The following is a 25,139-nucleotide window of genomic DNA, read 5'->3' as shown; positions in this document are numbered from 1 at the left end:
TGTGCAGTGCAGTGCAGTGCTGTTCGGTTCGTCAGTCCGTCGCGGCCGCGACCCGCAACGGCACCGGCTCCGGGGGAGGGGCTTCCTCGGCGTGCCGGGTGATCTCCGCCCACCAGGCGGAGCCGTCCTCGAGGTGCCGCAGCAGGATGCCCTCGCGCAGTGCCCAGGGACAGAGGGTGACCGCCTTGAGGCCGGTCAGCTTCATCGCGGTGTGCCCGACCACCGCGCCCGCCAGGCTCTGCTTGGCACGCGGCGCGGAGATGCCGGGGAGTTCGGCGCGTTCGGCGGCGGGCAGCGCGGCCAGCCGGTCGATCGCCGCGCGCAGGTCCGAGCGGCGCAGCAGCCGTTCGGTGAACGGGCCCTTCCGGCCGGGCGCGGCTCCGCACAGCCGCCCCAACTGCTGGAACGTACGGGAGGTGGCGACCGCGCTGCGCGGCCCCTCCCAGCGGATCCGGGCCGCCACGTCCCGCAGCTGGTGCCGGACTCTGCGGCGCAGCGCCTTCACCTGCTCCGGCGGCGGGGGATCCTGGCCGTCGAAGAACTCACGCGTCAGCCGTCCCGCGCCGAGCGGCAGGGAGGCCGCGAAGTCCGGCAACCGGCCGCGGCCGAAGGCCACTTCGAGGGATCCGCCGCCGATGTCGAGCAGTGCGAGCGGCCCCGACTGCCAGCCCATCCAGCGCCGGGCGCCCAGGAAGGTCAGCTCGGCCTCGACCTCGCCCGGCAGGGTGCACAGCTCGACTCCGGTGCGCGTCCGTACGGCGCGCAGGACGTCCTGCCGGTTCGGGGCGCCCCGCACCACAGCCGTGGCGAAGGCCAGCGGGCCCGCGGCGCCCCATTTCGAGGCGGTCGCGCTCGCCTGGGCCACCGCGTCGACGAGTCGTTCCACGGCCGTCTCGGGAATGCGGCCGCCGGGCCCGACCTCGTCGGACAGCCTCAGGCGCCACTTGGCGGTGTGGACCGGCAGCGGCGCCCCGCCCATCGCATCCGCCACCACCAGCCGGACCGTGTTCGACCCCACATCCACCACGCTGATTCGCATGGGCTGACGAGTACCCAGCCGACGGACGGACGAACGGGAACGGGCATGCCGCCGCACGGGTGGCCACCAGTCCCCGACTCGCCAGCCGGTGAGCCACCACGGGACGGTGCCGGGAGCGAGCGCGAGGAAGAGCGTGCTGCCGAGTGTCGCCGTCCGCTTGCGCATACGGCCACTCCGACAGCGGGAGGGGCCGCCGTCTCCCTGCAGACGGCGGCCCCTCGGTCGGGAGGCGGTACGGCTCACATGTGGACGACCGGCGCGGCGTCCGGGTCCTGCTGCGGCACCCCGCGGCGGAAGAGCAGGAACGCGATCACCGCGCCCGCCGCGAAGAAGCCCGCCGACCACCAGAACGCGGTGGTGTAGCTCTCGATCGTGGACTGCGCCTGCACCAGCTTGTCCGTGGCGTCCCGGCCGGACAGGTAGCTCGTCGCGGCGCTCGCGGCGAGCGTGTTGAGCAGCGCCGTACCGATCGAACCGCCCACCTGCTGCATGGCGTTGACGGTGGCGGAGGCAACGCCCGCGTCCTCGGCGGCCACCCCGCCGGTGGCCATCTGCATGGCCGGCGGCATCACCAGGCCGAGGCCCACGCCGATGATGATCAGCTGCGGCAGCACGTCGCTCACATAGTCCGAGCCGAGCCCGATGCCGGTCAGCCAGGCCATGCCGCCCGTGGCGATCGCGAAGCCCAGCGGGATCACGGCCTTGGGGCCCAGCCGCGGCACCAGCATCGTGGTACCGACCTGCGCCGACACCATCAGCGCCGCGACCATCGGCAGGAAGGCCACGCCGGTCTTCGTCGGGCTGAAGCCCAGGTTCAGCTGGAGGTAGTAGGTGAGGAACAGGAACACACCGAACATGCCGGCGCCACTGATCAGCACGGCGAGGAGCGAGGCCCCGCGGTCGCGGTCCAGCAGGATGCGCAGCGGCAGCAGCGGGTGCGACGCCCGGGTCTGCCACCACGCGAAGGCCGCCAGCAGAACGCCGCCCGCCAGCAGGAAGCCCCAGGTCTGCGGCGCGGACCAGTCGTGCGTCTCGGCGTTGGAGAAGCCGTAGACCAGCCCGAACAGACCACCGGCGACCAGGATCGTGCCGGGCACGTCGAGCTTGGAGCCGGCCGCGTCGCGGTGGTTGCTCAGCAGCATCCAGCCGCCGACGAAGGCGACCAGCGCGATGACCACATTGACGTACAGCGTCCAGCGCCAGTCCAGCGCGTCGGTCAGGATGCCGCCGAGCAGCAGGCCCACTGCACCGCCGGCGCCCGCGATGGCGCCGTACACGCTGAACGCCTTGGCGCGCTCGCGGGCGTCGGTGAAGGTCGTGTTGAGGAGGGAGAGCGCGGCGGGCGCGAGCAGGGCGCCGAAGACACCCTGGAGGGCACGGGCGACGACCAGCATCTCGAAGCTGGTCGCGGCGCCGCCGAGTGCGGAGACGGCACCGAAGCCGACGATCCCCACGAGGAAGGCGGTCTTGCGGCCGAACAGGTCGGCGATCCGTCCGCCGAGCAGCAGCAGGGAAGCGAACGCGAGCGCGTACGCCGTCACGATCCACTGCCGGTTGCCGTCGGAGAAGCCGAGGTCGGCCTGGGCCGACGGCAGGGCGATGTTCACGATCGTGGCGTCGAGGACGACCATCAACTGGGCGAGCGCGACGATCGCGAGGATCCACCACCGCTTGCCGGAGGCCGCCTCGGTCGACGCCGCGGCACCCGCGCGGGCGCCTTCTGCCAGGGTCTTCTGGGACATCGGGAACCACTCCAGGGAAGTCGTTCGAAGGTCAACAGGTCGCCGAAAGTCAAGAGACCGTAAACGAAACTGTTTCGTACACATCGAGGCTAGGTCTGTTTCTGCGAAACGGCAACGTTTCGCAGGGGGTGGGGGTGTGTGACGTGCGCAACCTCACCGAGTATTCCTTGACGGGAATATAACCGCAGAGGCATATTGGACTCATGTCCGACGCCGCCCTCTGGGCCGCTCTCGCCGATCCTCACCGGCGGGCCATCGTCGCGCTGCTCCTGGAGCGGCCGCGGCCCGTGGGGGAGATCGTGGAGGCATGCGGGCTGAGCCAGCCGAGCACGTCGAAGCATCTGCGGGTGCTGCGTGATGCCGGTCTGGTGCGGGTCCGGCAGGACGCGCAGCGCCGGGTCTACGCTCTCGACCCCGCGCCGATCGAGGAACTCGACGCCTGGCTGGCCCCGTACCGCAAGCTGTGGAACCGCAGCCTGGACGCGCTGGGCCGCCGCCTGGACGAGACGTCGGACGACTCCACCGAGGACCCCTCTCCGAAGGACTGATCCGCCATGTCCGTCGAACGCACCGGCACCTATCTGACCCTGGACGACGGCCGCCCCGCCGTCCGCTTCACCCGTACCTACGACCATCCCGTCGACCGCGTCTGGCAGTTCGTGACCGACGCCGACGAGCTCGTCCACTGGTTCCCGTCCCGCGCCGAGATCGAGCTGCGCCCCGGCGGCACAGTCAAGTTCAGCGGCGACCCGGCCATGGAGGAGACCACGGGCACCGTGCTCGCCGTTGACGAACCCCGGCACCTCTCCTTCGAATGGGGCGGCGACGAACTCCACTTCGACCTCGAAGCCCTGGACGACAAGCGCACCCGCTTCACGCTCACCAACATCCTGACCACCGAAAACACCGCCGCCCGCAACGGCGCCGGCTGGGACGTCTGCCTCACCGCCCTCGACGCCCGAGCCAGGGGCGACCACTTCGAGGGCCCGCACGCCGGCGTGAACGCACCCTGGGAGGAGGTCTACGCAAGCTGGGTTGCGGCCGGGGTTCCGTCCGGTGCCTCGATTCCCGGCGTGGACTGAAGCGCCCCAAAGGGGCGCGGGGAACTGCGCGACCAGCCACGACGGCGCCGCAGAAGGCCAACGACCCATCGCGGCACCCCCAGTGGACCGCTATGCCATCTGACGCTTGACCAACTCATGCAGCCGCCCACCCGTGTCCGCCAGCAACTGCGCAGGCGGCCCCTGCTGCGCGACCTTCCCGTCCTCCATCACGATGACGCGATCAGCGTCCAGCACCGTCGACAGACGGTGCGCGATGACGATGCGGGTGGCGTTGAGTGCCTTCGTGCTCTCGATGACCGTGCGCTGCGTCTCGTTGTCGAGCGCGCTGGTCGCCTCGTCGAAGAAGAGGATGCGGGGCCGCCGGATCAGCGCCTGCGCGATCATCAGCCGCTGCCGCTGGCCGCCGGATATCGCGCCGTTGCCCGCGACGATCGTGTGCAGCCCCATCGGCATCCGCTGGATGTCCTCGGCGAGCCCCGCCATCGCCGCCGCCGCCATCGCCTCCTCGGGCGTGTAGGGCTCGGTGCCGCAGATGACGTCCAGGATGGAGCCGGTGAACGGCTGCGCATGCTGGAGCACCACCCCGCACTGCCTGCGTACGGCGGACTGGTCGAGCGCCGCCAGGTCCTGACCGTCGTACAGCACACTGCCCGAGACCGGCTTGTCGAAGCCGATGAGCAGCCGCAGCAGCGTCGACTTGCCGCAGCCGCTGGGGCCGACGATCGCCACGAACTCGCCCGGCCGCACCTCGAACGACACGTCGTCCAGGACCAGGGGGCCGTCGTCCGAGTACCGGAACGACAACCGCCGTGTCTCGATCGCTCCGGTCAGCGGTCCCGGCCGGGTGCTCGCCGTGCGCACCTCGGGTGTCGCGTCGAGCACCGGCTTGATCTCCTCGAACAGCGGCAGCGCGGCCACCGCCGAGACGAAGGCACCGGTGAGCTGGGTGACCGAGGTCAGCAGCATCGTCACCGACGTGTTGAAGGTGAGGAAGGCCGCCGCCGACATCTCGCCGCGCGCCGGACCGGCCAGCAGCATGAACATCAGCAGGGTGCACAGCGGCAGATACACCGCGCTCAGCACCGCGTTGAGGTTCTTGATGTGGCCCGCCTTCTGCTGCAACTCGCGGCTGCGGGCGAACTCGGACGCCCAGGCGGCGTACGCGTAGTTCTCGGCCGCCGCGACCCTGAGCTTGGGCAGCCCGCGCAGCGTCTGGAAGGCCTGGTTGTTCAGCTTGTTGCCGAGCACGACGAGCCGCCGCTGCCAGCGCACCTGCCACAGCCCGAGCCCCAGGAACACCGCGGCGATGACCACGAGCATGCCGATCGCGGCGAGGGCCATCGGGACGCTGTACCAGAACAGCAGCGCCAGGTTCATCACGCCGACCGTCAATGACTGGGCGACCACCGGGCCGACTCCCGCCATGAGCCGGCGAATCGAGCTGATGCCCATGGCGGCGCTGGCCAGCTCGCCCGTCGACCGCTCGGTGAAGAACTTGGTCGGCAGCCGCAACAGGCGATCCCAGACGGCGGGTTGGAGGGTCGCCTCGATACGGCCCTCCAGGCGCAGGATCGTCAGGTTCTGCAGCAGCATGAACGCCGCCGCCACCACGCTGCTGACCATCACCGCCAGACAGACCTGCACGATCAGACCGGTCTGCGCCTTCGGTACGAACTCACCGAGCACCTTGCCGGTCGCGATCGGTACCAGCGCGCCGATGGCCACCGTGACCAGGCCGCTGATGACGAGGCTCGTCAGATCGCCGCTCGTGCCCCGCATGCTGAACCGCAGCAGCCGCAGCGGGGTGAGCCCGCGGTCCGGCAGCGGACGGTAGAACATCACCGCACGCGGCTCGAACTCCTCCGCGTTGGCCTTCTCGATCGGCGTCTCCCGGCCGGTCGCCGGATGGACGGCGACATATCCGCCGCGCCGCCACAGCAGGGCGACCGGCGCTCCGGACAGCGCCCGGTGGCCGACCATCGGGCCGACGTTGTCCCGCCACCAGCGGCCGTCCAGGCGTACGGCCCTGGTGCGGACGCGGGACGCGACGGCGATCTGCTCGACGGGATCGAGCCGGTCACTTCCGGTGCCGGTCTGCGCGGGCTCCGCGAGAGTGATCCCCGAGGCCTGGGCGACCAGCTTGCACGCGGCGTAGGAGGCGTCCGCGTCGGCGGCCGTCGCACGCTTCGCCGATGACTTGCCGATCGACGCGAGAAGCGTCCGGTCGGCCTCGGCGCGCACCGCCTCACCGGCCTTGATACCGGCCGCCGTCCGTGTCTCGTGGGTGCGCTCCAGCTGCTCGATCCAGCGGTCCAGCGTCGCCAGCAGCCGGTACTGCTGGTCGACCATGCCCTGCCAGACACCCGGGTCCATCAGCAGGTCGGCGGCGGCCTCCGCGCCGTACAGGGAGCCGTACTGCACGCTGCCCGGCGGCACCTGCATCCAGAACACGTCGTCGTCGGTGGGCGCGGCGGCGTTGTCGCCGGCCATCGGCGCCTGGAAGAGGATCGACAGGCTGCGGCCGACGCCGAGCGCGAGGGCGTACTCCAGCGGGCTGGTCGTGGGCGGGACGTACTGGGGGTTGCCGTACTCGTCGTACGACCAGGTCTGGGTGTTCGCGGGCTGGTACAGCTCGCGCAGCCCGATGCGGTGGACGACGCAGCCGCGGGACGGGCGGGCGACCAGGGTGTGCTGGGGCCCCGGCACCGGGCCGAGCAGCAGCGAGCCGGTCTCGAGGCGGCCGAGGTGGTGCCAGTGGCCCTGCTGCTCGGCGTCGACGGCGAACAGGTCCATGGCGCCGGACGCGACCAGCCACAGCACCTGCGGGCCTTCGAGATCGAGGCGGTTGAGCCCGGTGCAGTCGATCGGCGTGCCCATCTGACCCAGCGCGCCGAGGACCAGGTCGCCCTCATGTACGGACGTCATCTCACCGCTCCTTGACCAGCGCGGCGTAGGCGCCGCCCGCTGCGACCAGGGCGTCGTGCCGCCCGCGTTCCACGATCGTGCCGTGCTGGAGTACGACGATCTCGTCGCTGTCGCGCACGGTGCTGAGCCGGTGGGCGATGACCACGCAGGCACAGCCGCGCTTGCGCAGGTTGTCCATCACCGTCAGCTCGGTCTCCGCGTCCAGGGCGCTGGTCACCTCGTCGAGGACGAGGATGCTCGGCCTGCGCACCAGCGCCCGCGCGATCTCCAGGCGTTGCCGCTGTCCGCCGGAGAAGTTCCGGCCGTCCTGCTCGACCCGGCTCTGGATCCCGCCCGGCCTGCGCATGACGACGTCGTACAGCGCCGCGTCCCGCAGCGCGTCCACCACCGCCTCGTCCGGGATCGACGGGTCCCACAGCGCCACGTTGTCCCGGACGGTGCCCTCGAAGAGGAAGACGTCCTGGTCGACGAAGGAGACGGAGGCGGCGAGCGCGCCCCGCGGGATGTCGTCGAGGCGCTGGCCGTCGATGCGGATCACGCCGTCCCAGGGAGTGTAGAGGCCCGAGATGAGGCGGGACACGGTGGACTTGCCGCTGCCGGAGCCGCCGACCAGCGCGACCTGCTGGCCCGGGCCCACGGTCAGGTCGAAGCCGGTGAGCAGGGGCTTGTCGAGCGGGTTGTAGCCGAAGGTGATGTTCTGCAGCTCGACGTGTCCGTGCAGGCGGCGCGTCGAGTCGCCAGTGCCGGAGCGGCCGTAGAGCGGGTCGGCCTGGAAGTTCTCGACGTCCTTCAGGCGGGCCACGTCGGCGGCGAAGTCCTGGATGCGGCCCGCGACGCCGTTGAGGCGGGTGATCGGGGCGGTGAAGCGGGTGACCAGCGCCTGGAAGGCGACCAGCAGACCGACGGATATACCGCCCTCGACCGCCCGCATCCCGCCGATCCACAGGATCAGCGCGCTGTTGAGGGTCGCGAGCGTGGGTGCGACCACGCCCAGCCAGGCGCTCGGCACGCCGAGCCGCTGCTGCTCCTCCAGCGTGGTGGCGTGCTGCCCGGCCCACTTGCGGAAGTAGCCGTCCTCACCGCCGGTCGCCTTCATCGTCTCGATCAACTGCAGGCCCGTGTACGCGGTGTTGGTGAGCCGCGCGCTGTCCGCGCGCAGCTTCGCCGTCCGGGTCGCGCGCAGCCGGATGACGACCCGCATCGCCACCAGGTTCAGCAGGGCGACGCCGATGCCGACGAAGGTGAGCTGGGGGTCGTACGTATAGAGGAGGATGGCGTAGAGGACCACGACCACCGCGTCCACGCCCGCCGCCGCGAGGTCGCGGGCCAGCGTCTCGGCCACCTGGTCGTTCGACTGGAGGCGCTGCACCAGGTCGGCCGGGCTGCGCTGGGAGAAGAACGTCACCGGCAGTCGCAGCAGATGGCGCAGGAAGCGGGCGCTGGAGAGCGTGGAGGAGATGATGCGGCCGCGCAGCAGGTTCGCCTGTTGCAGCCACGTCAGCACGAGCGTGAGCAGCACGCACGTCCCCATCGACGCGAACAGCACGCCGAGCAGGGACGTCTGGCCCCCGATGAGGAACATGTCGATGTACGTGCGGCTCAGCGCCGGCACCGACGCGCCGACCACCACCAGCAGCAGGCTCGCCAGCACCGCGGCGGGCATCGTGCCCGCGGTGCCGCGCAGCCGGGCGGGCATCGCACCCAGGACGCCCGGCTTCCGGCCGCCCTTCGCGAACTCCTCGCCCGGCTCCATGACCAGGACGACGCCCGTGAAGCTGGAGTCGAAGTCCTCCATCGGCACGAAACGGCGGCCCTTGCCGGGGTCGTTGATGTACACCCCGCGGCGGCCGAGGCGGCGCCCCATGCCGTCGTAGACGACGTAGTGGTTGAACTCCCAGAACAGGATCGCGGGCGCCTTCACCTCGGCGAGGGCCGCGGTGTCCATCTGCATGCCCTTGGCCGTCAGGCCGTAACTGCGCGCCGCTTTCAGCAGGTTGCTGGCGCGCGAGCCGTCCCGGGACACGCCGCACGCGATGCGCAGCTCCTCCAGCGGCACATGCCGTCCGAAGTGGCCGAGCACCATGGCGAGGGAGGCGGCGCCGCATTCGACGGCCTCCATCTGGAGCACGGTGGGCGTACGGACGCTCTTGCCCCTGCCCTTGGGCACCGGCCGGCGCTTCGGTGGCGCGGCCCGGCGCCTGCCGCGGGTCTCCTGTGCGGCGCTCACGGCAGCAGCCAATCCACGGGACGCTGATCGTCCAGCCGGATCTGGCCTTCGGCCGCGGTCATGGAGGTGAGGGCGAACGGCGGACCGTCCGCGGACGACCACTTGTAACCGCTCTTCGTGCTCTTCTTCTTGTCGAGCCTGACCAGCACGGCCACCGGCCTGCCGTCCTTGGTGAACTGCTCGCCCAGCTGGCTGTCCCCGAGGAACGCGGCGATCTGCTGCGCCGACTGCGCGGAGCGGTCCACCGACTTCACATGGCCGCGCAGCACGCCGTACTCCTGGGTCGGCACGGACTGGACGGTGAGGTCGACAGCCGCGTTCTCGGGGATGGAGGCCGCGTTCTCGGCGGGCACGTAGACCGTCGCGTACAGCGGGTCCTTGGCACGGGCGACCTTCTCTACGGCGGCGACGTTCGCGCCGGTGGAGATGATCTGCCCGATGGTGGCGGCGAGCGCGGTGAGCCGGCCGGCGGCGATGGTGCGGACGACGGTGTCGCCCTCACTTGTACGGACCTTCAGCACCGGCGAGTTCGCGGGCAGCCGCTCGCCCTCCTCGGCGAGGATCGCGGTGACCTGGCCGGCGACCGGGCTCTGCAGGATGTAACTGCCCTGTCCGTGCGTGAGGATGGCGGGCGCGCTGACCGTGGAGGCCACCGAGCCGGTCACCGCCCACACCGAGGCGGCCGCCATGACGATCACCGTCACGGAGAGGACGAGCCAGCCCTGAGGGCGGGCGAAACGCACCGGAAGGTCGAGTTCCTCCGGCGATTGGAGCTTGGCGAGGGCCTGCTGGCGGAACTGCACGGAACTTTCCCTCACCTGCAAACGACAACGGACCGGCTCTCCCGAACCGGCTGAAGGATGGCATCCGAGAGCCCCGGAACCGGTGTACGGCTCCGGGACTCTGCGGCACAGGCTGCGATCAGAGACCGGCGACCAGGCTGGTGACCGGCGCGGTGTTCAGGCCGGTGGCGCCCTCGACGGTGCCGACGACCGTGTCGACCAGGCCGGAAACCGGAGCAATGCCGTCCACGATGCCGGTGACGGTGCCAAGGGCGTTCACGGACAGACCGCCGGAGACGTTGTCCAGCTCGGCGTCGGAGATCTCGACGGTCTCAACCTGGGGGGTGGAGTTCATGATGGAACTTCCCTTCGTATGGATATTTCACAAGGGGGGAAGCGGCCCCCTTCTGGGGACAGACCGAAGGCCGCGAACCGCAGGTGCCGGGCACCCGTTTCCGGGGTCCCTTCGCGGCCCCCGCGGTGCAACGGATCAAAGCACGCGGCCACCGTGGGCTTCCAATCAACCAGTGGCCTCACCAGGACACTTGAGTCCCACAAGCACAGTTCCGTGCAGGCGTGCGCACGGCTCGGCGGCGAGTTCTTCACATCCGGCACCGCATCGGCGCGCGCGACCCCCTTCCGGTCGCGCGGCAGAATCCGACACTCCGGCCACAAAGGCGTGCCGGGGGGCGCGGGTATGTGCAGAACCCTCGACCACGGTGACTTGGTTGCGTATTCAATGTGCAGATTCGCTGAAGCCGGGATTCCGATCGTGATTCCAAGCAGACCGTAATTGATCGAATACTGAACGTGTCAGCCCAGTAGGGCGTACGTGTCGGCGAACGCCATCCGGCGGCCCAGCTTGGTCACCACCGATTCGATCAAGACATCCGCGCCGCCCAACGTCTCCATGGAGAGGCCCAGTTCGGGGGCCCAGGGAGCGAAGGCCGGCGCCGGCGCGCACGGCGCCGACCGTGGCCGAATCGGCGTAGCCCGTAAGCGGAATTGAACGCCCCGAGCGCCCGCTGCGTACCCATGGCCATCCAGGCGCCCCAACAGTTGCCGCACGGCAGCACAGACCCCGTCCCCGGGAGGTCGAGAAGTTTGAGTCACAAGCGAATTCCGAAGCGCAAGGCCGCGATAGCGGCGGGCAGCGTCGTGGCGCTCGGCGCGGCCGCGATTCTGCTGCCCAACGCGAACGCGTCCCAGGACGGCGCGTCGGACAGCGCCGCGCCCAAGACTCTGAAGGCGGCGGACGCCTCGGATCTCGCCTCGCAGCTCGCCGGGCTGCTCGGCGACGCCTTCGCCGGCTCCTACTACGACGAAGCCGATCAGCAGCTGGTCGTCAACGTGGTCGGCGACAACAACAACGTGATCGTGGAGGCCAAGAAGGCCGGCGCGGAGGTCCGCCAGGTCGACAACAGCATGGCCGAACTGGAGTCCGGCGCGGCGACGCTGAAGTCCGAGGCGACCATCCCGGGCACGGCCTGGGCCGTCGACCCGCGCACCAACAAGATCCAGGTCACCGCCGACTCCACGGTCACCGGCGCCAATTGGGACAGACTGGAGTCGACCGTCCAGGAGCTGGGCGGAGACATGGCGACCATCAAGAAGTCCGCCGGCACCTTCAAGACGTTCGCGTCGGGCGGCGACGCCATTTTCGCCGACGGCTCGCGCTGCTCCCTCGGCTTCAACGTCACCGCGGGCGACGGCACCCCCGCCTTCCTCACCGCGGGTCACTGCGGGGTCGCGGCCGAGGCGTGGTCGGACTCCGAGGCCGGGGCGCCGATCGCCACCGTCGACCAGGCCGTCTTCCCCGGCGAGGGCGACTTCGCGCTCGTCAAGTACGACGACCCGGCGACCGAGGCCCCGAGCGAGGTCAACCTCGGCGACCAGACCGTTCCGATCGTCCAGGCCGCGGAAGCCGCCGTCGGTCAGGAAGTCTTCCGGATGGGCAGCACCACCGGTCTCGCCGACGGCACCGTCACCGGCCTCAACGCCACGGTGAACTACCCGGAGGGCACCGTCACCGGGCTCATCCAGACCGACGTCTGCGCCGAGCCCGGCGACAGCGGCGGCTCGATGTTCACCCAGGACGGCAGCGCTGTCGGCCTGACCTCCGGCGGCAGCGGTGACTGCACCGTCGGCGGCGAGACGTTCTTCCAGCCGGTCACCACCGCCCTGGAAGCGGTCGGCGCGACCCTCGGCGACGCGGCGGGCGGCGGTGCGGGCGCGGGCGAAGAAGCGGGCGCTGGCGGCGAGGACGCCGGAGCCGGTGAAGATGCCGGAGCGGGCGAGGAAGCGGGCGCCGGTGAGGAAGCCGGTGCCGGTGAAGAGGCCGGAGCCGGTGAGGAAGCCGGTGCCGGCAACGCCGAGGGTACGGGCAACGGCCTCGGTGAGATCGTCGGCAACGGCGTCGGCGTGAACTGACGCACCGATTCCGGCGGTGAACTGACGCACCCATTCCGGCGCACAGATCCGAGCCGATCCGCAGGAACGTGGTCCGGCCCTCCGGCGGGAGGGCCGGACCGCCTGTGCGTGGGGCCGGATCGTCTGTGCGCAGGCCGGGCTGCCTGCGCTTGGGGCCGGACTGCGTGGTGCATCGGACGCCTGTGCGTGGGGCCGGACTGCGTGGTGCATCGGACGCCTGTGCGTGGGGCCGGACTGCGTGGTGCATCGGACGCCTGCGCGTGGGGCCGGACTGCGTGGTGCATCGGACGCCTGCGCGTGGGAGCGGACCGCATGGTGCCTCGAACCGCCTGTGCGTGGCCGGACTGTGGTGCACCGGACGCCTGTGCGCAGGGTCGCACCGCCTGGTGTGCCGGTGCGGCGGCGAAGCCCCCTCACTCCCGTGCCCGCAACAGCAGCAGCGCCACGTCGTCCAGCCGTTCCTCGGTCGCCGCGCTCCGTTCCACGAGCCGGTCCGCCAGCTCGTCCAGGGGGAGGTCGCCGGCCTCGCCGAGCCGTTGCCCGAGATCGGCGAGGGCGTCCTCGATGTCGATGCCGGGGGATTCGATCAGCCCGTCGGTGTACAGGACGAGGACACAGCCGGGGGCGAGGTCGACCTCCGTCGTCGGATACGTGGCCGACGCGTCGATGCCCAGCAGCGGACCGCCCGCCAGGTCGAGCACCCGGACCCGGCCGTCCGCCCGGCGCAGCAGCGGCGGCGGATGCCCCGCCCGCGCCATCACGGCCCGCCCGCGCGCGGGATCGAGCCGCAGATACAAACAACTGGCGAACAGATCGGCACCCAGGTCGATCATCAGCCGGTTGGTGCTGCGCATGACCTCCTCGGGGGCCTGCCCGACGGCCGTGTACGCACGTACGGCCGTACGCAGTTGCCCCATCAGCCCCGCCGCCGTGACGTTGTGCCCCTGCACGTCCCCGATCACCGCGGCAGCCAGCGGCAGGCTGGGCACCAGGTCGTAGAAGTCGCCGCCGATCTCCATGCCCCGGGTCGCGGGCAGATAGCGCGCGGCGGCGTCGATGCCGGGCAGCCGGGGCAGCGAGTGCGGCAGCAGCGCCGCCTGCAGCCCGTGGGCGAGCTGGTGCTTGGCGTCGTAGAGCAGCGCCCGCTCCAGCGCCTGCGCGATCAGCCCGCCCAGACTGTTGAGCACCGCCCGCTCGTCGGCGGGAAACGGGTGCGGCTCGGCATAGGCGAGCACACAGGTGCCCACCGGCCGACCGGAGGCGATCAGCGGCAGATAGGCCCAGGCAGCGAAGCCGTCCGGGGTCGCCTGCCGCAGCGGGTACAGGCGCTCCAGTTGCTCCCGGGACTCGAAGAACGCCGGCACCCCACTGGTCAGGGCGTGTGTGCCCGGCGTCCGCTCGGTCATCGGCAGTCCGTCGAACCGCTCCACGATGTGCGGGTCCGGATAGCCGCGATGCCCCAGCACATGCAGCCGGCCGCCCCGCGAGCCGAGGAGCACCAGGGCCTGGCAGCCCACGGCCGGCGCGATCTCGTCGGCGACCAGCTGCACCACGTCCTGCACGCTCACCGCCTCGGTCAGCGCACCGGCCAGGCTCAGCACCTGGGAGATGGTGACCAGCCGGGACGGCGCACCGCCCGGCTGCGTCCCGGCCCTGCTCATCTCGGCCACGGCCCGCGCCCGGCTGATGCGCACGCTCAGCCCCGTCGTACTCGGATACAGCCGGAACGACAGCCAGTCGCCCGGCGGGCGCAGCGCCACGAACGACGTGGACTGCTGGCTGAGCAGCGCCGCCCGGTAGCGGTCCTCGTACACCGGGTCGTTCAGCCAGGGCACCGCCGCCCACAGCTGCGTGCCCAGCAGCCCGCTCACCGGCTTCCCGATCAGCTCGGCGGCCGCCGCGTTGGCGAAGCAGATCCGGCCGTGCAGATCGAGCGAGCACAGGCCGTACGGCAGCCGCGCCACCATCCGCGCCGCCTCGACCGTGCCGAGCGTGCCGGCCGTGCCGCCGAGCAGCGGCGCCGACAGCAGATCCGGCTCGGGATGGGGCGGGCGGTTGTCCTGCACGGCACGCTCCAGCCGTACCGCGAGCCGGTCGCAGGCGGCCGTCAGGTGATCCCGCTCCCGGTCGGACAGCTGAGGTGCGTGCGCCCCGGGCCAGGTCACGAACACGGCCCCGTACTGGGTGGTCGGCGTCGCCACCGGCAGCGCCGCCAGTGCGAACGGGTAGGGGAGCACCACGGCGATGCGCGGATAGCGACGTGCCATGTCCTCCTCGCCGCCGATCCAGACCAGCCGCCGCTCCCGCAGCGCGTCCGCCACCGGGATGGGGGCGCTCAGGCCGACCCGCTCCCACGGGGCGGCGAACGCCCGGGGCAGCCCCGCCATGACCGCCATCTCCAGCACCGGCTCGTCGGCGGCCAGCAGATACACCGCGCCGGAGTGCGCGTGCACCTCGTCCATCATCGAGGCCAGCGCGAGCGACAGCAGCGGTCGGCCGACCCGCGTCCTGGTGGCCGCCGGCGCCTGTGCGGGCGGCTGCTGCCCCTCGGACACGCCGACCACCTCCTCGCAGGGCCGCGCGGACGGGTTCCCGGGATCAAATCTCTCTCCTGCCGGGCCGTCGCGCACGGCGAGAGCCCTACGAGCGGTGCGCGGCACGCGCAGGGGAGGGCGCGTAGCCGCCGAACGGTCACAGGGGCTGCGCACGCGCCCCATACGCGCTGTAATGACGGACGTGGTCACTGAGGGCGATGCGGAACGCGGCACGCGAACCCTGCGTGCCGAAACCGCCCTCAAGACGCTGACGGCCGATGCCGAGTCCCCCGACCGGCTGCGCCGGATCCTCGAACAGATCCTCGTCTTCGCGCGGGCCTCGTTCGCCGCCGTGTACACCCCGAGCGGAGACGGCGAAGCGCTGTGCCTGGTCGAGTCGGCAGGTGTGCCCAGGACGCTGTACGGACTGCGCGACAGCTATCCGGTGTCCGGACGGTCCCCGGTGGCCGACGCCCACCGCTTGGGGCAGGCCGTATGGCTCGGCCCGCCGGAACTCGCCGAGGGAGCCGAGTCACGGCGCGTGCCCTCCCGGGAGTTCTTCCTGGCCGCCCTGCCCGTGCACGGCGCCGGCGGTGGCGCGCTCGTCGCCCTGAGTGACAACCCCGACGGCTTCGACACCGACGACCGGGCCTGCCTCGAACTGATCGCCGACGCCGTCGTCTCGCCCGTGCCGACGGCGTCCGCCGAAGGCGGCGAACTGCCCTCGGGCGAGTTCAGCCTCGCCATGGACAGCGGTCGCGTGGAGATCGGCGACGACATCCTGGAGCTGTTCGGTCTCGACCCGGCGGACTTCGACGGCCGCGTCGAGACCCTGCTGGGCCTGACCGTCCCCGAGGACCTGCCGTCCCTGATGTCCGTCGTCGAGGCCGACCACATGTCCATCGGCGAGCGCGAGCTGGAGTTCCGGGTCCTGCAGCCGGCCGGCCCGCCGAAGTGGCTGCGGCTGCGCGGCCGGCTGGTGCCCGGCGGCGAGGGCCGCCCGGCCCGGCTCGTCGGCACCGTCGCCGACGCGTCCAAGCTGCGCTCCGACGTCACCGACGTGGCCCGCGTCCAGCGGCTGGCAGCCGCGCTGGCCATCGCCGGGACCGTACGCGACGTCGGCAAGGCCGTGGTGACGGCGCTGCGCGGGCCGCTGCGGGCCGACCGGATCGCGCTCGCCGAGCTGGAGGCGGACCGGCTCGTCGTCACCGTCCTCGACCCGCCCGAACCGGAGTCCTGGCCCGAGGTGTGGCGCACCGAGTGGCGCACCGAGTGGCCCGACGCGCCCGTGCGCGCGATGCCCACCCTCGCCGCCGCCCTGCGCGAGGGCCGCGCCCAGATCTGGCCCGCCGGTACCGCGCTGGAACCCGCGCTCGCCGAGGTCGGCCCGGGCGGCCTCGCCGTGCTGCCGCTGCCCGGGGCGGGCCGCATGGCCGGCGCCTGTCTGATCGGCTGGGACACCCCGCACGACTTCGGGCCCGACGAACGTGCCCTGCTCACCGCCTCCGCCGGCCTCGCCGGGCAGGCCCTGATGCGGGCCCGCGCCTTCGACGCCGAGCACGAACTCGTCGGCATGCTCCAGCGCCAGCTGCTGCCGCGCCGCCTGCCCCAGTTGCCCGGCGCGGAAGCCGTCGCCCGCTACCTGCCCAGCACCGCGGGACTGGAGCTCGGCGGCGACTGGTACGACGTGATCCCGATGCCCGACAACCATGTGGCCCTCGTCATCGGCGACGTCCAGGGCCACAGCGCCGCCGCCGCCACCCTCATGGGCCAGATGCGTACGGCACTGCGCGCCTACGCCGCCGAAGGCCACCCGCCGGACGTCGTGGTCTCCCACTCCAACCGGCTCCTGATGGAGCTGGAGACCGACCTCTTCGCCACCTGCTGCTACGTCGACATCGACATGGAGGAGGGCTCCGCCTGGTGCGTCCGCGCCGGCCATCTGCCGCCGGTGCTGCGCCATCCGGACGGCAGTACGGAGATCGCCGAGGCGGAGGGCGGCCCGCCGCTCGGCGTGGTGAAGCAGGCCGAGTTCCCGATGAGTCCGTTGCGACTGCAGCCCGGCACGCTGATCGCCCTCACCACGGACGGTCTGGTCGAGTCCGTCGACGCCGACATCGACGAGGGCATGGAAGGGTTCGCCCGCGACCTGGCCCGCTCCGACCCCGCCCACCTCGGCCTCGTCGCCGACGGCCTCCTCGGCAACGCCCGCCGCAGCGACGACGTGGCCCTGCTCCTGCTGCGCTATGACGGCATGGACATCCGCCCGCTGCGGGAGAGCTGGACGGTGTGGCGCGTCCCCGAGGCCGTCCGGCACGCCCGCCGCTTCACCCGGCGCACCCTGCGCGCCTGGGGCGTGACCGAGGAACAGGACGCCGTCGCGCTCGTGGTCTCCGAACTGGTCACCAACGCCCTGGTGCACACCGACGGCCGGGTCCGCCTCGACCTCACCCTCGTCAACCACCGGCTGCGTGTCGCGGTCGCCGACGCCTCGCCCCGCAGCCCGATCAAGCCGACCAGCATCGGTTGGGAGGCCACCGGCGGCCGTGGCATCCTGCTCGTCGAGGCCATGTCGGTGTCCTGGGGGACCGTCCCGGTCAGCGGCGGCAAGCAGGTCTGGAGCGAGATCGTTCTCGAGCGGATCAAATAAAGGGTTAACGTTCCCTTTCCGCCGAACGAGGCTATGGTGAACCAGATGAAGGCTCTCGTGCTGTCCGGGGGCGCCGGTACGCGCTTGAGGCCGATCACCCATACATCGGCCAAGCAACTCGTACCGGTCGCCAACAAGGCTGTGTTGTTCTATGGGTTGGAGTCCATCGCCGCCGCAGGCATAACCGAAGTCGGCATGATCGTCGGCGACACCGCGGCCGAGATCGAGGACGCCGTCGGCGACGGGTCCAAGTTCGGCCTGCAGGTCACGTACATCCCGCAGGAGCGGCCGCTCGGGCTGGCTCACGCGGTGCTGATCGCCCGTGACTATCTCGGCGACGACGACTTCGTGATGTACCTCGGCGACAACTTCATCGTCGGCGGCATCACCGACCTCGTCGACGGCTTCCGCGCGAACCGCCCAGACGCCCAGATCCTGCTCACCCGCGTCCCCGACCCGCGCGCCTTCGGCGTCGCCGAACTCGACGCGACCGGGCAGGTGATCGGCCTCGAGGAGAAGCCGGAACACCCCAAGAGCGACCTCGCCCTCGTCGGCGTCTACCTGTTCACCCCGGTGATCCACGAGGCCGTGCGCGCCATCGAGCCGTCCTGGCGCGGCGAGTTGGAGATCACCCACGCCATCCAGCACCTCATCGACGCACGCTCCGACGTCCGCTCCACGGTCATCCAGGGCTACTGGAAGGACACCGGGAACGTCGTCGACATGCTCGAGGTGAACCGGACCGTCCTGGAAGGCCTCGAACGCCGCATCGACGGCGAGGTGGACGAGCGGTCCGAGACCATCGGGCGGGTCGTGGTCGAGGAAGGCGCGCGCGTCACCGGCTCACGCATCGTCGGCCCCTGCGTCATCGGCGCCGGAACCGTCGTCAGCGACTCCTACGTCGGCCCGTTCACCTCCGTCGCGGAGAACTGCCGTATCACCCACAGCGAGTTGGAGTTCTCCATCGTCCTGCGGGACTCCTCGATCGACGGAGTGGGCCGCATCGAGAGCTCCCTCATCGGGCGGCACGTCCAGGTGACCCCGGCGCCGAACGTGCCCAGTGCTCATCGACTCGTCCTCGGAGACCACAGCAAGGTGCAGATCCACACATGAACCTCCTCGTCACCGGCGCCGCCGGGTTCATCGGCTCGACGTACGTCCGTACGCTGCTAGGGCCTGCGTCGGAAGTGGCGTCTGCCGGCCGGCGCCTGGCACGCCCTCTCGCCGCACCGGGCGAAAGCCCAAGTACGTCCAGTACGAGGGCTTCCGCCCGGCACGCCGAGAGCACGCACCAGACCCCGCCCGGCCCGCCCTCCGGGCGGACGACGCCACTTCCGACACAGGCCCTGGCCGCCGACGGCCCCGACATCACGGTGCTCGACAAACTGACCTACGCCGGCACGCTCGACAACCTCGAACTCGACCATCCCCGGCTGGAGTTCGTGCAGGGCGACATCTGCGACGCCGAACTCGTGGACAAGCTGATGTCCCGGGCCGACCAGGTCGTGCACTTCGCGGCGGAGTCCCACGTGGACCGCTCGATCATCGGCGCCACCGATTTCGTACGCACCAACGTCCTGGGCACCCAGACCCTCCTGGACGCCGCCCTGCGGCACGGTGTCGGCACGTTCGTGCACGTCTCCACCGACGAGGTCTACGGCTCCATCGACACCGGATCGTGGCCGGAGGACCACCCGCTGAGCCCCAACTCGCCCTACTCCGCCTCCAAGGCATCCTCCGACCTGCTCGCCCTCGCCTACCACCGCACCCACGGCCTGGACGTGCGCGTCACCCGGTGCTCCAACAACTACGGCCCGCACCAGTTCCCCGAGAAGGTCATCCCGCTGTTCGTGACCAACCTCCTCGACGGCAAGAAGGTCCCGCTGTACGGCGAGGGCCTCAACGTCCGGGACTGGCTGCACGTCGACGACCACTGCCAGGGCGTCGAACTCGTCCGCACCCAGGGCCGCCCCGGCGAGGTCTACAACATCGGCGGCGGCACCGAGTTGAGCAACAAGGAGCTGACCGGGCTGCTCCTGGAGGCCTGCGGCGCGGGCTGGGACCGGGTGGAGCACGTAGAGGACCGTAAGGGCCACGACCTGCGCTACTCGGTGGACTGGAGCAAGGCCCGCACCGAACTCGGCTACCGGCCCCGCCACGACTTCGCCACCGGCCTCGCCGACACCGTCGCCTGGTACCGGGACAACCGCGCCTGGTGGGAGCCGCTCAAGCAGCGCGTCGCACGGGAGAGCGCATGAACTGGCTGGTCACCGGAGCGAGCGGCATGCTCGGCCGCGACCTGGTCGATGAACTGCGCGGCCGGGGCGCACCCGTGGTCGCCCTTGACCACGCCGCTCTCGACATCACCCGGCCCGACGCCGTCTCGGCCGCCTTCGCCGAGCACCGCCCGGACGTCGTCGTGAACTGCGCGGCCTACACGGCCGTCGACGACGCCGAGAGCGACGAGGAGCGGGCCCTGCGGATCAACGGCGACGGACCGCGACTGCTGGCCAGGGCCTGCGCGGCGGGTGGCGCCCGTCTGGTCCATGTCTCCACCGACTACGTCTTCGCCGGCGACGACCGCGCAGCCCCCTACCCGGAAGACCATCCCCCGGCCCCGCGCACCGCGTACGGCCGCACCAAGCTGGCCGGCGAGCGCGCCGTACTGGAGGAACTCCCGGCCGCGGGCGCCGTCGTGCGCACCGCCTGGCTGTACGGCGTCCACGGCCGCAGTTTCGTCCGTACGATGATCGAGCTCGAGGGACGCCGGGACACCCTGGACGTCGTCGACGACCAGCGCGGACAGCCCACGTGGAGCGCCGACGTCGCCGCACGCATCGCCGACCTCGGCCCCCGCGTCGGCCCCGGCGCGCACGGCGTGTTCCACGCCACGAGTTCCGGCGAGGCCACCTGGTACGAGCTGGCGCGGGAAGTCTTCCGGCTTCTCGGCGCCGACCCGGACCGGGTGCGCCCCACCGGCAGCGAGGCCTTTCCCCGCCCCGCACCCCGCCCCGCCTACAGCGCCCTCGCGCACGGCCGGTGGCAGCAGATCGGCCTGCCGGCTCCGCGCGACTGGCGGGACGCCCTGAATGAAGCAATGCCCCATATCCGCAAGGAGATTACGTCGTGAAACGTCATGAGTTCCTGCGGGAACTCCACAAGGTCAGCGCGAACCGGAACTACCTGGAGATCGGTGTCAACGACGGCCGCAGCCTGACACTGTCGCGTGTGCCCAGCATCGCGATCGATCCCGCGTTCAAGGTGGTCACGGAGATCCGCTGCGACGTCCATCTGGCGAAGGCGACGAGCGACGACTTCTTCGCCCGCCAGAACCCCCTGGGGCATCTGAAGGGCGGCCGGCACCCGCTGCGCAATCTGGCCCGCAACCGCAGCCCGTTCGGCCACTGGCAGCGCACCACCCTCGACCTGTCGTTCATCGACGGCATGCACCTCTTCGAGTACACGCTGCGCGACTTCATCAACGTCGAGAAGCACTCCGACTGGGCCAGCGTCATCGTCTTCGACGACATGCTGCCGCGCAACGTCGACGAGGCCGCCCGGGACCGGCACACCGGCGCCTGGACCGGCGACGTCTACAAGATGGTCGAGGTGCTGAACCGCTTCCGCCCCGACCTGGTGACCGTCCTCGTCGACACACAGCCGACCGGCCAGCTCGTCGTCTTCGGCGCCGACCCCGGCAACACTGTCCTCTCGGACAAATACGACGAGATCCTCGCCGAGTACGTCGTCCCCGACCCGCAGAAGGTGCCGGAGACGGTTCTGGAACGGACCTCGGCGGTGAAGCCCGAGACGCTGGTCGGGGCCGGTTTCTGGGCGCCGCTCGTGCGGGCCCGCAACCGCGGAACCAAGCGGTCCCGCGGCTGGGAGCCGCTGCGCCGCAGCGTGGAGCAGCTCAGCGTCAGTCGCTGAGTCCGCGCAGCCGCCGGTAGTAGGCGGAGCAGTCCTGGTACGACGGCAGCAGCCCGGACCGCTCCGCCTCCGCCAGCGAGGGCGCGGCCGCGTCCTTCTCCGACAGCACCGGCGGGATGTCCCGGGGCCACTCGATCCCCAGGTTCGCGTCCAGCGGGTCCACCCCGTGCTCACGACCGGGCGCGTACCCGGTCGAGCACAGGTACACCACCGTCGCGTCGTCGGTGAGCGCCATGAACGCGTGCCCGAGCCCCTCCGCGAGGAACACGGCGTGCCGGGTGTCGTCGTCGAGCCGCACCGCCTCCCACTGCCCGAAGGTCGGTGACCCCACCCGGATGTCGGCCACCACGTCGAGCACGGCACCGCGCACACAGGTGAGGTACTTGGCCTGGCCGGGCGGCACATCGGCGAAGTGCAGACCCCGCAGCACGCCCCGGCGGGAGACCGAGCAGTTGGCCTGGGCGAGTGTCAGGTCGTATCCGGTGGCCTCGCGGAACTCCTCACCGCGGTACCACTCGTGGAAACTGCCCCGCTCGTCCGGGAACACCTTGGGCTCCAGCACCCAGGCACCTTCGATCCCCAGTGGTCGCATCCGTTCACGCCCTCCGATTCCTGATGCGGGCCGCCGCCTTTCGTACGACCCTGCCCAGCGCGCGACGCAGCCGTCGCAGCGCGCCGGGAGACTGCTTCCGCTTGCGCACCACGCGCACCCCGCCGACACCGGCCGTGAGGGTGAACGGCAGCGCGAGGAAGCGCGGTGCGGCGGTGCGCGGACTGATCGCCACCTTCCACGTCGCGCCCTTCAGCCGGTCGGCGGGCAGGACGGCCTCCAGCCGCGCCCCGGATCCGTCCGCGTACAGGGTGCCGGGCACATCCACCTGCGCGTCACCGGAGCTGACGCGGAGCAGGACCTCGGTGTCACCGGTGACGTACAGCGGCAGCGCGGCGCGGAGCCGGCCGCCGGAGACCGAGACGGCATCCGGCGACAGCCCGCCGAGGCCGAGGCGGGTGCTCGCGCGGTCGATGTCCAGGGAGAGGTTGGCGTGCGGTTCGGTCCAGTACGGCAGCACCACACGGCCGCCCACCACACCGGCGTGCGGGGCCTGGCGGGCATCCCGAGGGGCCGGACCCAGCCGGCACTCCTTGGTCCAGCCGCCCAGCCGGACCCGGACGTACGCGTCCCACACGCCGTCGCCCGCCACGGCCGTGGGATCCACGGTGGCCCCGGCGCGCAACTGGAGCCGTACACCGTCCCCGTCCTCGATCCGCTCGCGGGTGAACTCCACCGGCTGGAAGTACTGGGCGGCGCTGGAGCGCTCGCGCAGCAGCAGATCGACCCGGGCCTCGCCGAACCGGGCGGCGGTGTCCGCGGAGACCCAGGCGACCGGGTCGGACACGTCCAGCGGCGTCCGTTCACCGTCGGCGGGAAACAGCAGGGGTTTGCCGCGCGACACGTACTCGGCGGTGAAGTCGATCCGCAGCGTGCCGTCCTGCCAGGTGAGGCTCTCCGGCGCGGCCTTCGGTACGACGGAGCCCTCCCATTCGGCGAAGGCCTCGACCTCGGCAAACCGGTCGGCGGCGATCAGGGCGGCGACGACCTGCTGGGTCGGCTGCAGCCCGGCCGCGACACCGGGGCCGAAGCGCTCGACGACGACGCCGCGCATCGCGTCGAAGAGCTCCTTGCGGTAGTCGGCGGGCATCGCCAGCAGCCTGCGGCCACGCATCCGCTCGACGATCTCCACCCGCAGCCAGCGCCGGTGCAGCCGGTCCCGCAGCGGTCCCGGCTCGGTGTAGCGGTCGACGACGTCGAGGGCCTCGCAGAGGTTCTTGAAGTATCCGACGGGGTCGAAGCGTTGGAAGCCCGCGTTCGAGGCGTCGTCCCGTTTGACGTGGTAGTAGCAGACGTAGTCGCTGAGGACCGAGACGTTGTCCGCGCGCAGATACGCCTCGGCGATGAAGACGTGGTCCTCCAGCCGCCGCCGGCCCTCGGGGAAGCGCAGGCCGATCCGGTCGAGGAACTCCCGGCGGATCATCTTGTGCGGGGTGAGGCTGTCGATCAGCGGGGCGTTCTCGACGGTGGCGTGCGGGTGGTTGCGGCGGAACAGCTCCACCGGAACGCCGCGGCCCTTGCCGGCCATCTTTCCTACGACGACGTCGGCGCCGTTGGCCACGCCGTAGTCGTACATCCGCTCCAGGGCCTCGTCGCCCAGGTAGTCGTCGTTGTCGACGAACATCACGAACTCGCCCTTGGCGGCGGCGATGCCGACGTTGCGGGGCTTGCCGGACCAGCCGGAGTTCGCCTGGTGGATGACCTGGACGAGACCGGGGTGGTCGGCGGCGAGCGCGTCGAGGCGGGCCGGGGTCTCGTCGGTGGAGCCGTCGTCGACGAAGATGACTTCGTACTCGTCGGGCGGCAGGGACTGCCGCAGCAGCGAGGCGATGCAATCCTCGACATATGGCCCGGGGTTGTACACCGGGACGACGACGCTGACCTTGACCGGCATCCGGCTGAAGCCCCCTTAATTCGCTTCCCGTTTCCACTGTGGCACGGTGGGCGTCGCCCGATGCTAACCCGTTTGCCTGGGCCACCACGCGCAGGGTCAACCGCGTGGCGCCGATCACCGCGGCTTAGGCTGACGACGTGCGCCTGCTCCTGATGTCCGACACCCATCTCCCCAAGCGCGCCAAGGCGCTGCCCGCGCAGCTCCTCGCCGAACTCCCTTACGCCGACGTGGTGTTCCACGCGGGCGACTGGGTCGACACGGCCACGCTCGACCTGCTGGAGTCCCACAGTCGCAGACTGATCGGCGTGTACGGCAACAACGACGGTCCCGAGCTGCGGGCCCGGCTCCCCGAGGTGGCGTACGCCGAACTCGGCGGCCTGCGGTTCGGTGCCGTCCACGAGACGGGCTCCGCCCAGGGGAGGGAGGCCCGCTGTGCCGCGCGCTTCCCCGACCTGGACGTCCTGGTCTTCGGCCACAGCCACATCCCGTGGGACACCACCGCTCCCAACGGGCTGCGCCTGCTCAATCCCGGCTCCCCGACCGACCGGCGCCGCCAGCCGCACTGCACGTACATGACGGCGACGGTGGCCGACGCCCGCCTCTCGGACGTGGAGCTGCATCGGTTGCCGCCGGCTCGCTGAACCGGCGGGGACCAGGTCGGCGGGCCGGCCGGGCAGGGGATCACCCACCGTTCAGCCGCGGCGCCCCAAGACCCGCCGCACCCCTATGACCACCAGCACCACCGCGGCCACCGCTCCGGCGATCCCGGCCGCACGCTTGGCGACCGGCACCCCGATCAGGCGGAACACGTCCAGCGGCTGGTCCGGGTACACCTCGGTCTCCGCGGCGGTCTCCCCGGCTCCCACCGTCTCGCGCAGCCGCTCGGAGAGGCACGCGGCGAACTGGCCGACCAGCCGGTCGCCGACCTCCGCCAGCACCCCGCGCCCGAACTGGGCCGGGCGTCCGGTCACCGTGAGATCGGTCCGTACGGACACGGCCGTACCGCCGTCGCGTTCGCTCAGCGTGCCGGTGACCGTGGCTCGCGCGGTGCCCTGGCCGCGGGTCTCCCGGCCGCCGGCGATCAGGACCATGCGGTGTGCCGACTCGTCCTGCTCCTCGAAGACGGCCGTGCCCTTGTAGGTGACGGTGATCGGGCCGACCTTGACCTTCACCGACCCGGTCACGGTCTTGCCGTCGTACTCCTCGACACTCGCGCCCGGCATGCAGGGTGCGACCCGCTCGATGTCGAGGAGCGTCCGCCAGGCGTCGTCGACCGGGACGGGCACGGTGAACTCGTGGTGCAGCTCCATGA

General features: G+C 71.4%; 19 protein-coding genes. 9 read left to right on the top strand and 10 right to left on the bottom strand.

The window, feature by feature from the left end; genetic code table 11:
• Positions 1 to 31: 31 nt before the first annotated feature.
• Together OG828_RS04010 and OG828_RS04005 are read right to left on the bottom strand one after the other, a co-directional pair.
• On the bottom strand, positions 32 to 1,039 hold the full coding sequence (locus OG828_RS04010) for a Ppx/GppA phosphatase family protein (RefSeq protein WP_328504795.1): 1,008 nt from the start codon (positions 1,037 to 1,039) through the stop codon (positions 32 to 34).
• A 239-nt stretch (positions 1,040 to 1,278) separates the two neighbouring features.
• A complete protein-coding gene (locus tag OG828_RS04005; RefSeq protein ID WP_328350216.1) occupies positions 1,279 to 2,781 on the bottom strand; it encodes an MFS transporter in 1,503 nt (500 codons plus the stop codon).
• A gap of 203 nt (positions 2,782 to 2,984) precedes the next feature.
• Between OG828_RS04005 and OG828_RS04000 the strand changes: the two genes are divergently transcribed.
• Complete coding sequence (locus OG828_RS04000) at positions 2,985 to 3,329, top strand: ArsR/SmtB family transcription factor (RefSeq protein WP_328500110.1); 345 nt, start codon at positions 2,985 to 2,987, stop codon at positions 3,327 to 3,329.
• A 6-nt stretch (positions 3,330 to 3,335) separates the two neighbouring features.
• Positions 3,336 to 3,863, top strand: coding sequence for an SRPBCC family protein (locus tag OG828_RS03995; protein ID WP_328500109.1), 528 nt, complete (start codon positions 3,336 to 3,338; stop codon positions 3,861 to 3,863).
• Between the two features lie 90 nt (positions 3,864 to 3,953).
• On the opposite strand, the gene OG828_RS03990 is transcribed toward OG828_RS03995, so the two are convergent.
• The 4 genes from OG828_RS03990 to OG828_RS03975 all read right to left on the bottom strand — a co-directional run bounded on the left by OG828_RS03990 (position 3,954) and on the right by OG828_RS03975 (position 10,134).
• Positions 3,954 to 6,770, bottom strand: coding sequence for an NHLP bacteriocin export ABC transporter permease/ATPase subunit (locus OG828_RS03990; protein WP_328500108.1), 2,817 nt, complete (start codon positions 6,768 to 6,770; stop codon positions 3,954 to 3,956).
• A 1-nt stretch (position 6,771) separates the two neighbouring features.
• A complete protein-coding gene (locus OG828_RS03985; protein WP_328350208.1) occupies positions 6,772 to 8,997 on the bottom strand; it encodes an NHLP family bacteriocin export ABC transporter peptidase/permease/ATPase subunit in 2,226 nt (741 codons plus the stop codon).
• The gene (locus OG828_RS03980; protein WP_328436614.1) at positions 8,994 to 9,800 is read right to left on the bottom strand and encodes an HlyD family efflux transporter periplasmic adaptor subunit; all 807 of its coding nucleotides are present in this window, start codon (positions 9,798 to 9,800) and stop codon (positions 8,994 to 8,996) included. Before OG828_RS03980 ends, OG828_RS03985 begins: the two co-directional genes overlap by 4 nt.
• Before the next feature lie 118 nt (positions 9,801 to 9,918).
• Positions 9,919 to 10,134 carry a type A2 lantipeptide gene (locus OG828_RS03975; RefSeq protein ID WP_210570002.1) on the bottom strand — a complete coding sequence of 72 codons (216 nt, stop codon included), beginning with the start codon at positions 10,132 to 10,134 and terminating at the stop codon, positions 9,919 to 9,921.
• Positions 10,135 to 10,883: 749 nt separating this feature from the next.
• Between OG828_RS03975 and OG828_RS03970 the strand changes: the two genes are divergently transcribed.
• On the top strand, positions 10,884 to 12,209 hold the full coding sequence (locus tag OG828_RS03970) for a S1 family peptidase (RefSeq protein ID WP_328500107.1): 1,326 nt from the start codon (positions 10,884 to 10,886) through the stop codon (positions 12,207 to 12,209).
• A gap of 413 nt (positions 12,210 to 12,622) precedes the next feature.
• Here the strand turns inward: OG828_RS03970 and OG828_RS03965 are convergent, their stop codons facing one another.
• The gene (locus OG828_RS03965; protein ID WP_328500106.1) at positions 12,623 to 14,773 is read right to left on the bottom strand and encodes a SpoIIE family protein phosphatase; all 2,151 of its coding nucleotides are present in this window, start codon (positions 14,771 to 14,773) and stop codon (positions 12,623 to 12,625) included.
• 163 nt (positions 14,774 to 14,936) lie between these two features.
• Here OG828_RS03965 and OG828_RS03960 point away from each other — a divergent pair, with 163 nt between their 5' ends.
• The 5 genes from OG828_RS03960 to OG828_RS03940 are packed head-to-tail and all read left to right on the top strand — an operon-like array spanning position 14,937 to position 21,323.
• Positions 14,937 to 17,393 (top strand): SpoIIE family protein phosphatase, encoded by a 2,457-nt coding sequence (locus OG828_RS03960; RefSeq protein ID WP_328500105.1) that lies wholly within the window; start codon positions 14,937 to 14,939, stop codon positions 17,391 to 17,393.
• Positions 17,394 to 17,438: 45 nt separating this feature from the next.
• On the top strand, positions 17,439 to 18,506 hold the full coding sequence (locus tag OG828_RS03955) for a glucose-1-phosphate thymidylyltransferase (protein WP_328500104.1): 1,068 nt from the start codon (positions 17,439 to 17,441) through the stop codon (positions 18,504 to 18,506).
• Positions 18,503 to 19,651 (top strand): dTDP-glucose 4,6-dehydratase, encoded by a 1,149-nt coding sequence (gene rfbB / locus OG828_RS03950; RefSeq protein ID WP_328500103.1) that lies wholly within the window; start codon positions 18,503 to 18,505, stop codon positions 19,649 to 19,651. The genes OG828_RS03955 and rfbB overlap by 4 nt, the downstream gene beginning before the upstream one ends.
• A complete protein-coding gene (gene rfbD / locus OG828_RS03945) occupies positions 19,648 to 20,523 on the top strand; it encodes a dTDP-4-dehydrorhamnose reductase (RefSeq protein ID WP_210570014.1) in 876 nt (291 codons plus the stop codon). Before rfbB ends, rfbD begins: the two co-directional genes overlap by 4 nt.
• Positions 20,520 to 21,323, top strand: coding sequence for a class I SAM-dependent methyltransferase (locus tag OG828_RS03940; RefSeq protein ID WP_328436611.1), 804 nt, complete (start codon positions 20,520 to 20,522; stop codon positions 21,321 to 21,323). The genes rfbD and OG828_RS03940 overlap by 4 nt, the downstream gene beginning before the upstream one ends.
• On the opposite strand, the gene rfbC is transcribed toward OG828_RS03940, so the two are convergent.
• Positions 21,313 to 21,915: a dTDP-4-dehydrorhamnose 3,5-epimerase gene (gene rfbC / locus OG828_RS03935; RefSeq protein WP_328500102.1), complete on the bottom strand. Its 603-nt coding sequence runs from the start codon at positions 21,913 to 21,915 to the stop codon at positions 21,313 to 21,315. The two genes, OG828_RS03940 and rfbC, sit on opposite strands and share 11 nt — an antisense overlap.
• A 4-nt stretch (positions 21,916 to 21,919) precedes the next feature.
• On the bottom strand, positions 21,920 to 23,827 hold the full coding sequence (locus OG828_RS03930) for a glycosyltransferase family 2 protein (RefSeq protein ID WP_328500101.1): 1,908 nt from the start codon (positions 23,825 to 23,827) through the stop codon (positions 21,920 to 21,922).
• Positions 23,828 to 23,964: 137 nt separating this feature from the next.
• On the opposite strand from OG828_RS03930, the gene OG828_RS03925 reads away from it, so the two are divergent.
• Positions 23,965 to 24,468: a metallophosphoesterase family protein gene (locus OG828_RS03925; RefSeq protein WP_328500100.1), complete on the top strand. Its 504-nt coding sequence runs from the start codon at positions 23,965 to 23,967 to the stop codon at positions 24,466 to 24,468.
• A gap of 51 nt (positions 24,469 to 24,519) precedes the next feature.
• On the opposite strand, the gene OG828_RS03920 is transcribed toward OG828_RS03925, so the two are convergent.
• Positions 24,520 to 25,137 (bottom strand): SRPBCC family protein, encoded by a 618-nt coding sequence (locus OG828_RS03920; protein ID WP_328350182.1) that lies wholly within the window; start codon positions 25,135 to 25,137, stop codon positions 24,520 to 24,522.
• Positions 25,138 to 25,139 lie beyond the last annotated feature (2 nt).

Source organism: Streptomyces sp. NBC_00457 (assembly GCF_036014015.1).
Lineage (GTDB): Bacteria > Actinomycetota > Actinomycetes > Streptomycetales > Streptomycetaceae > Streptomyces.
Note: the sequence above shows the minus strand (reverse complement) of the source record. Positions and strands in the feature narration are given on the sequence as shown.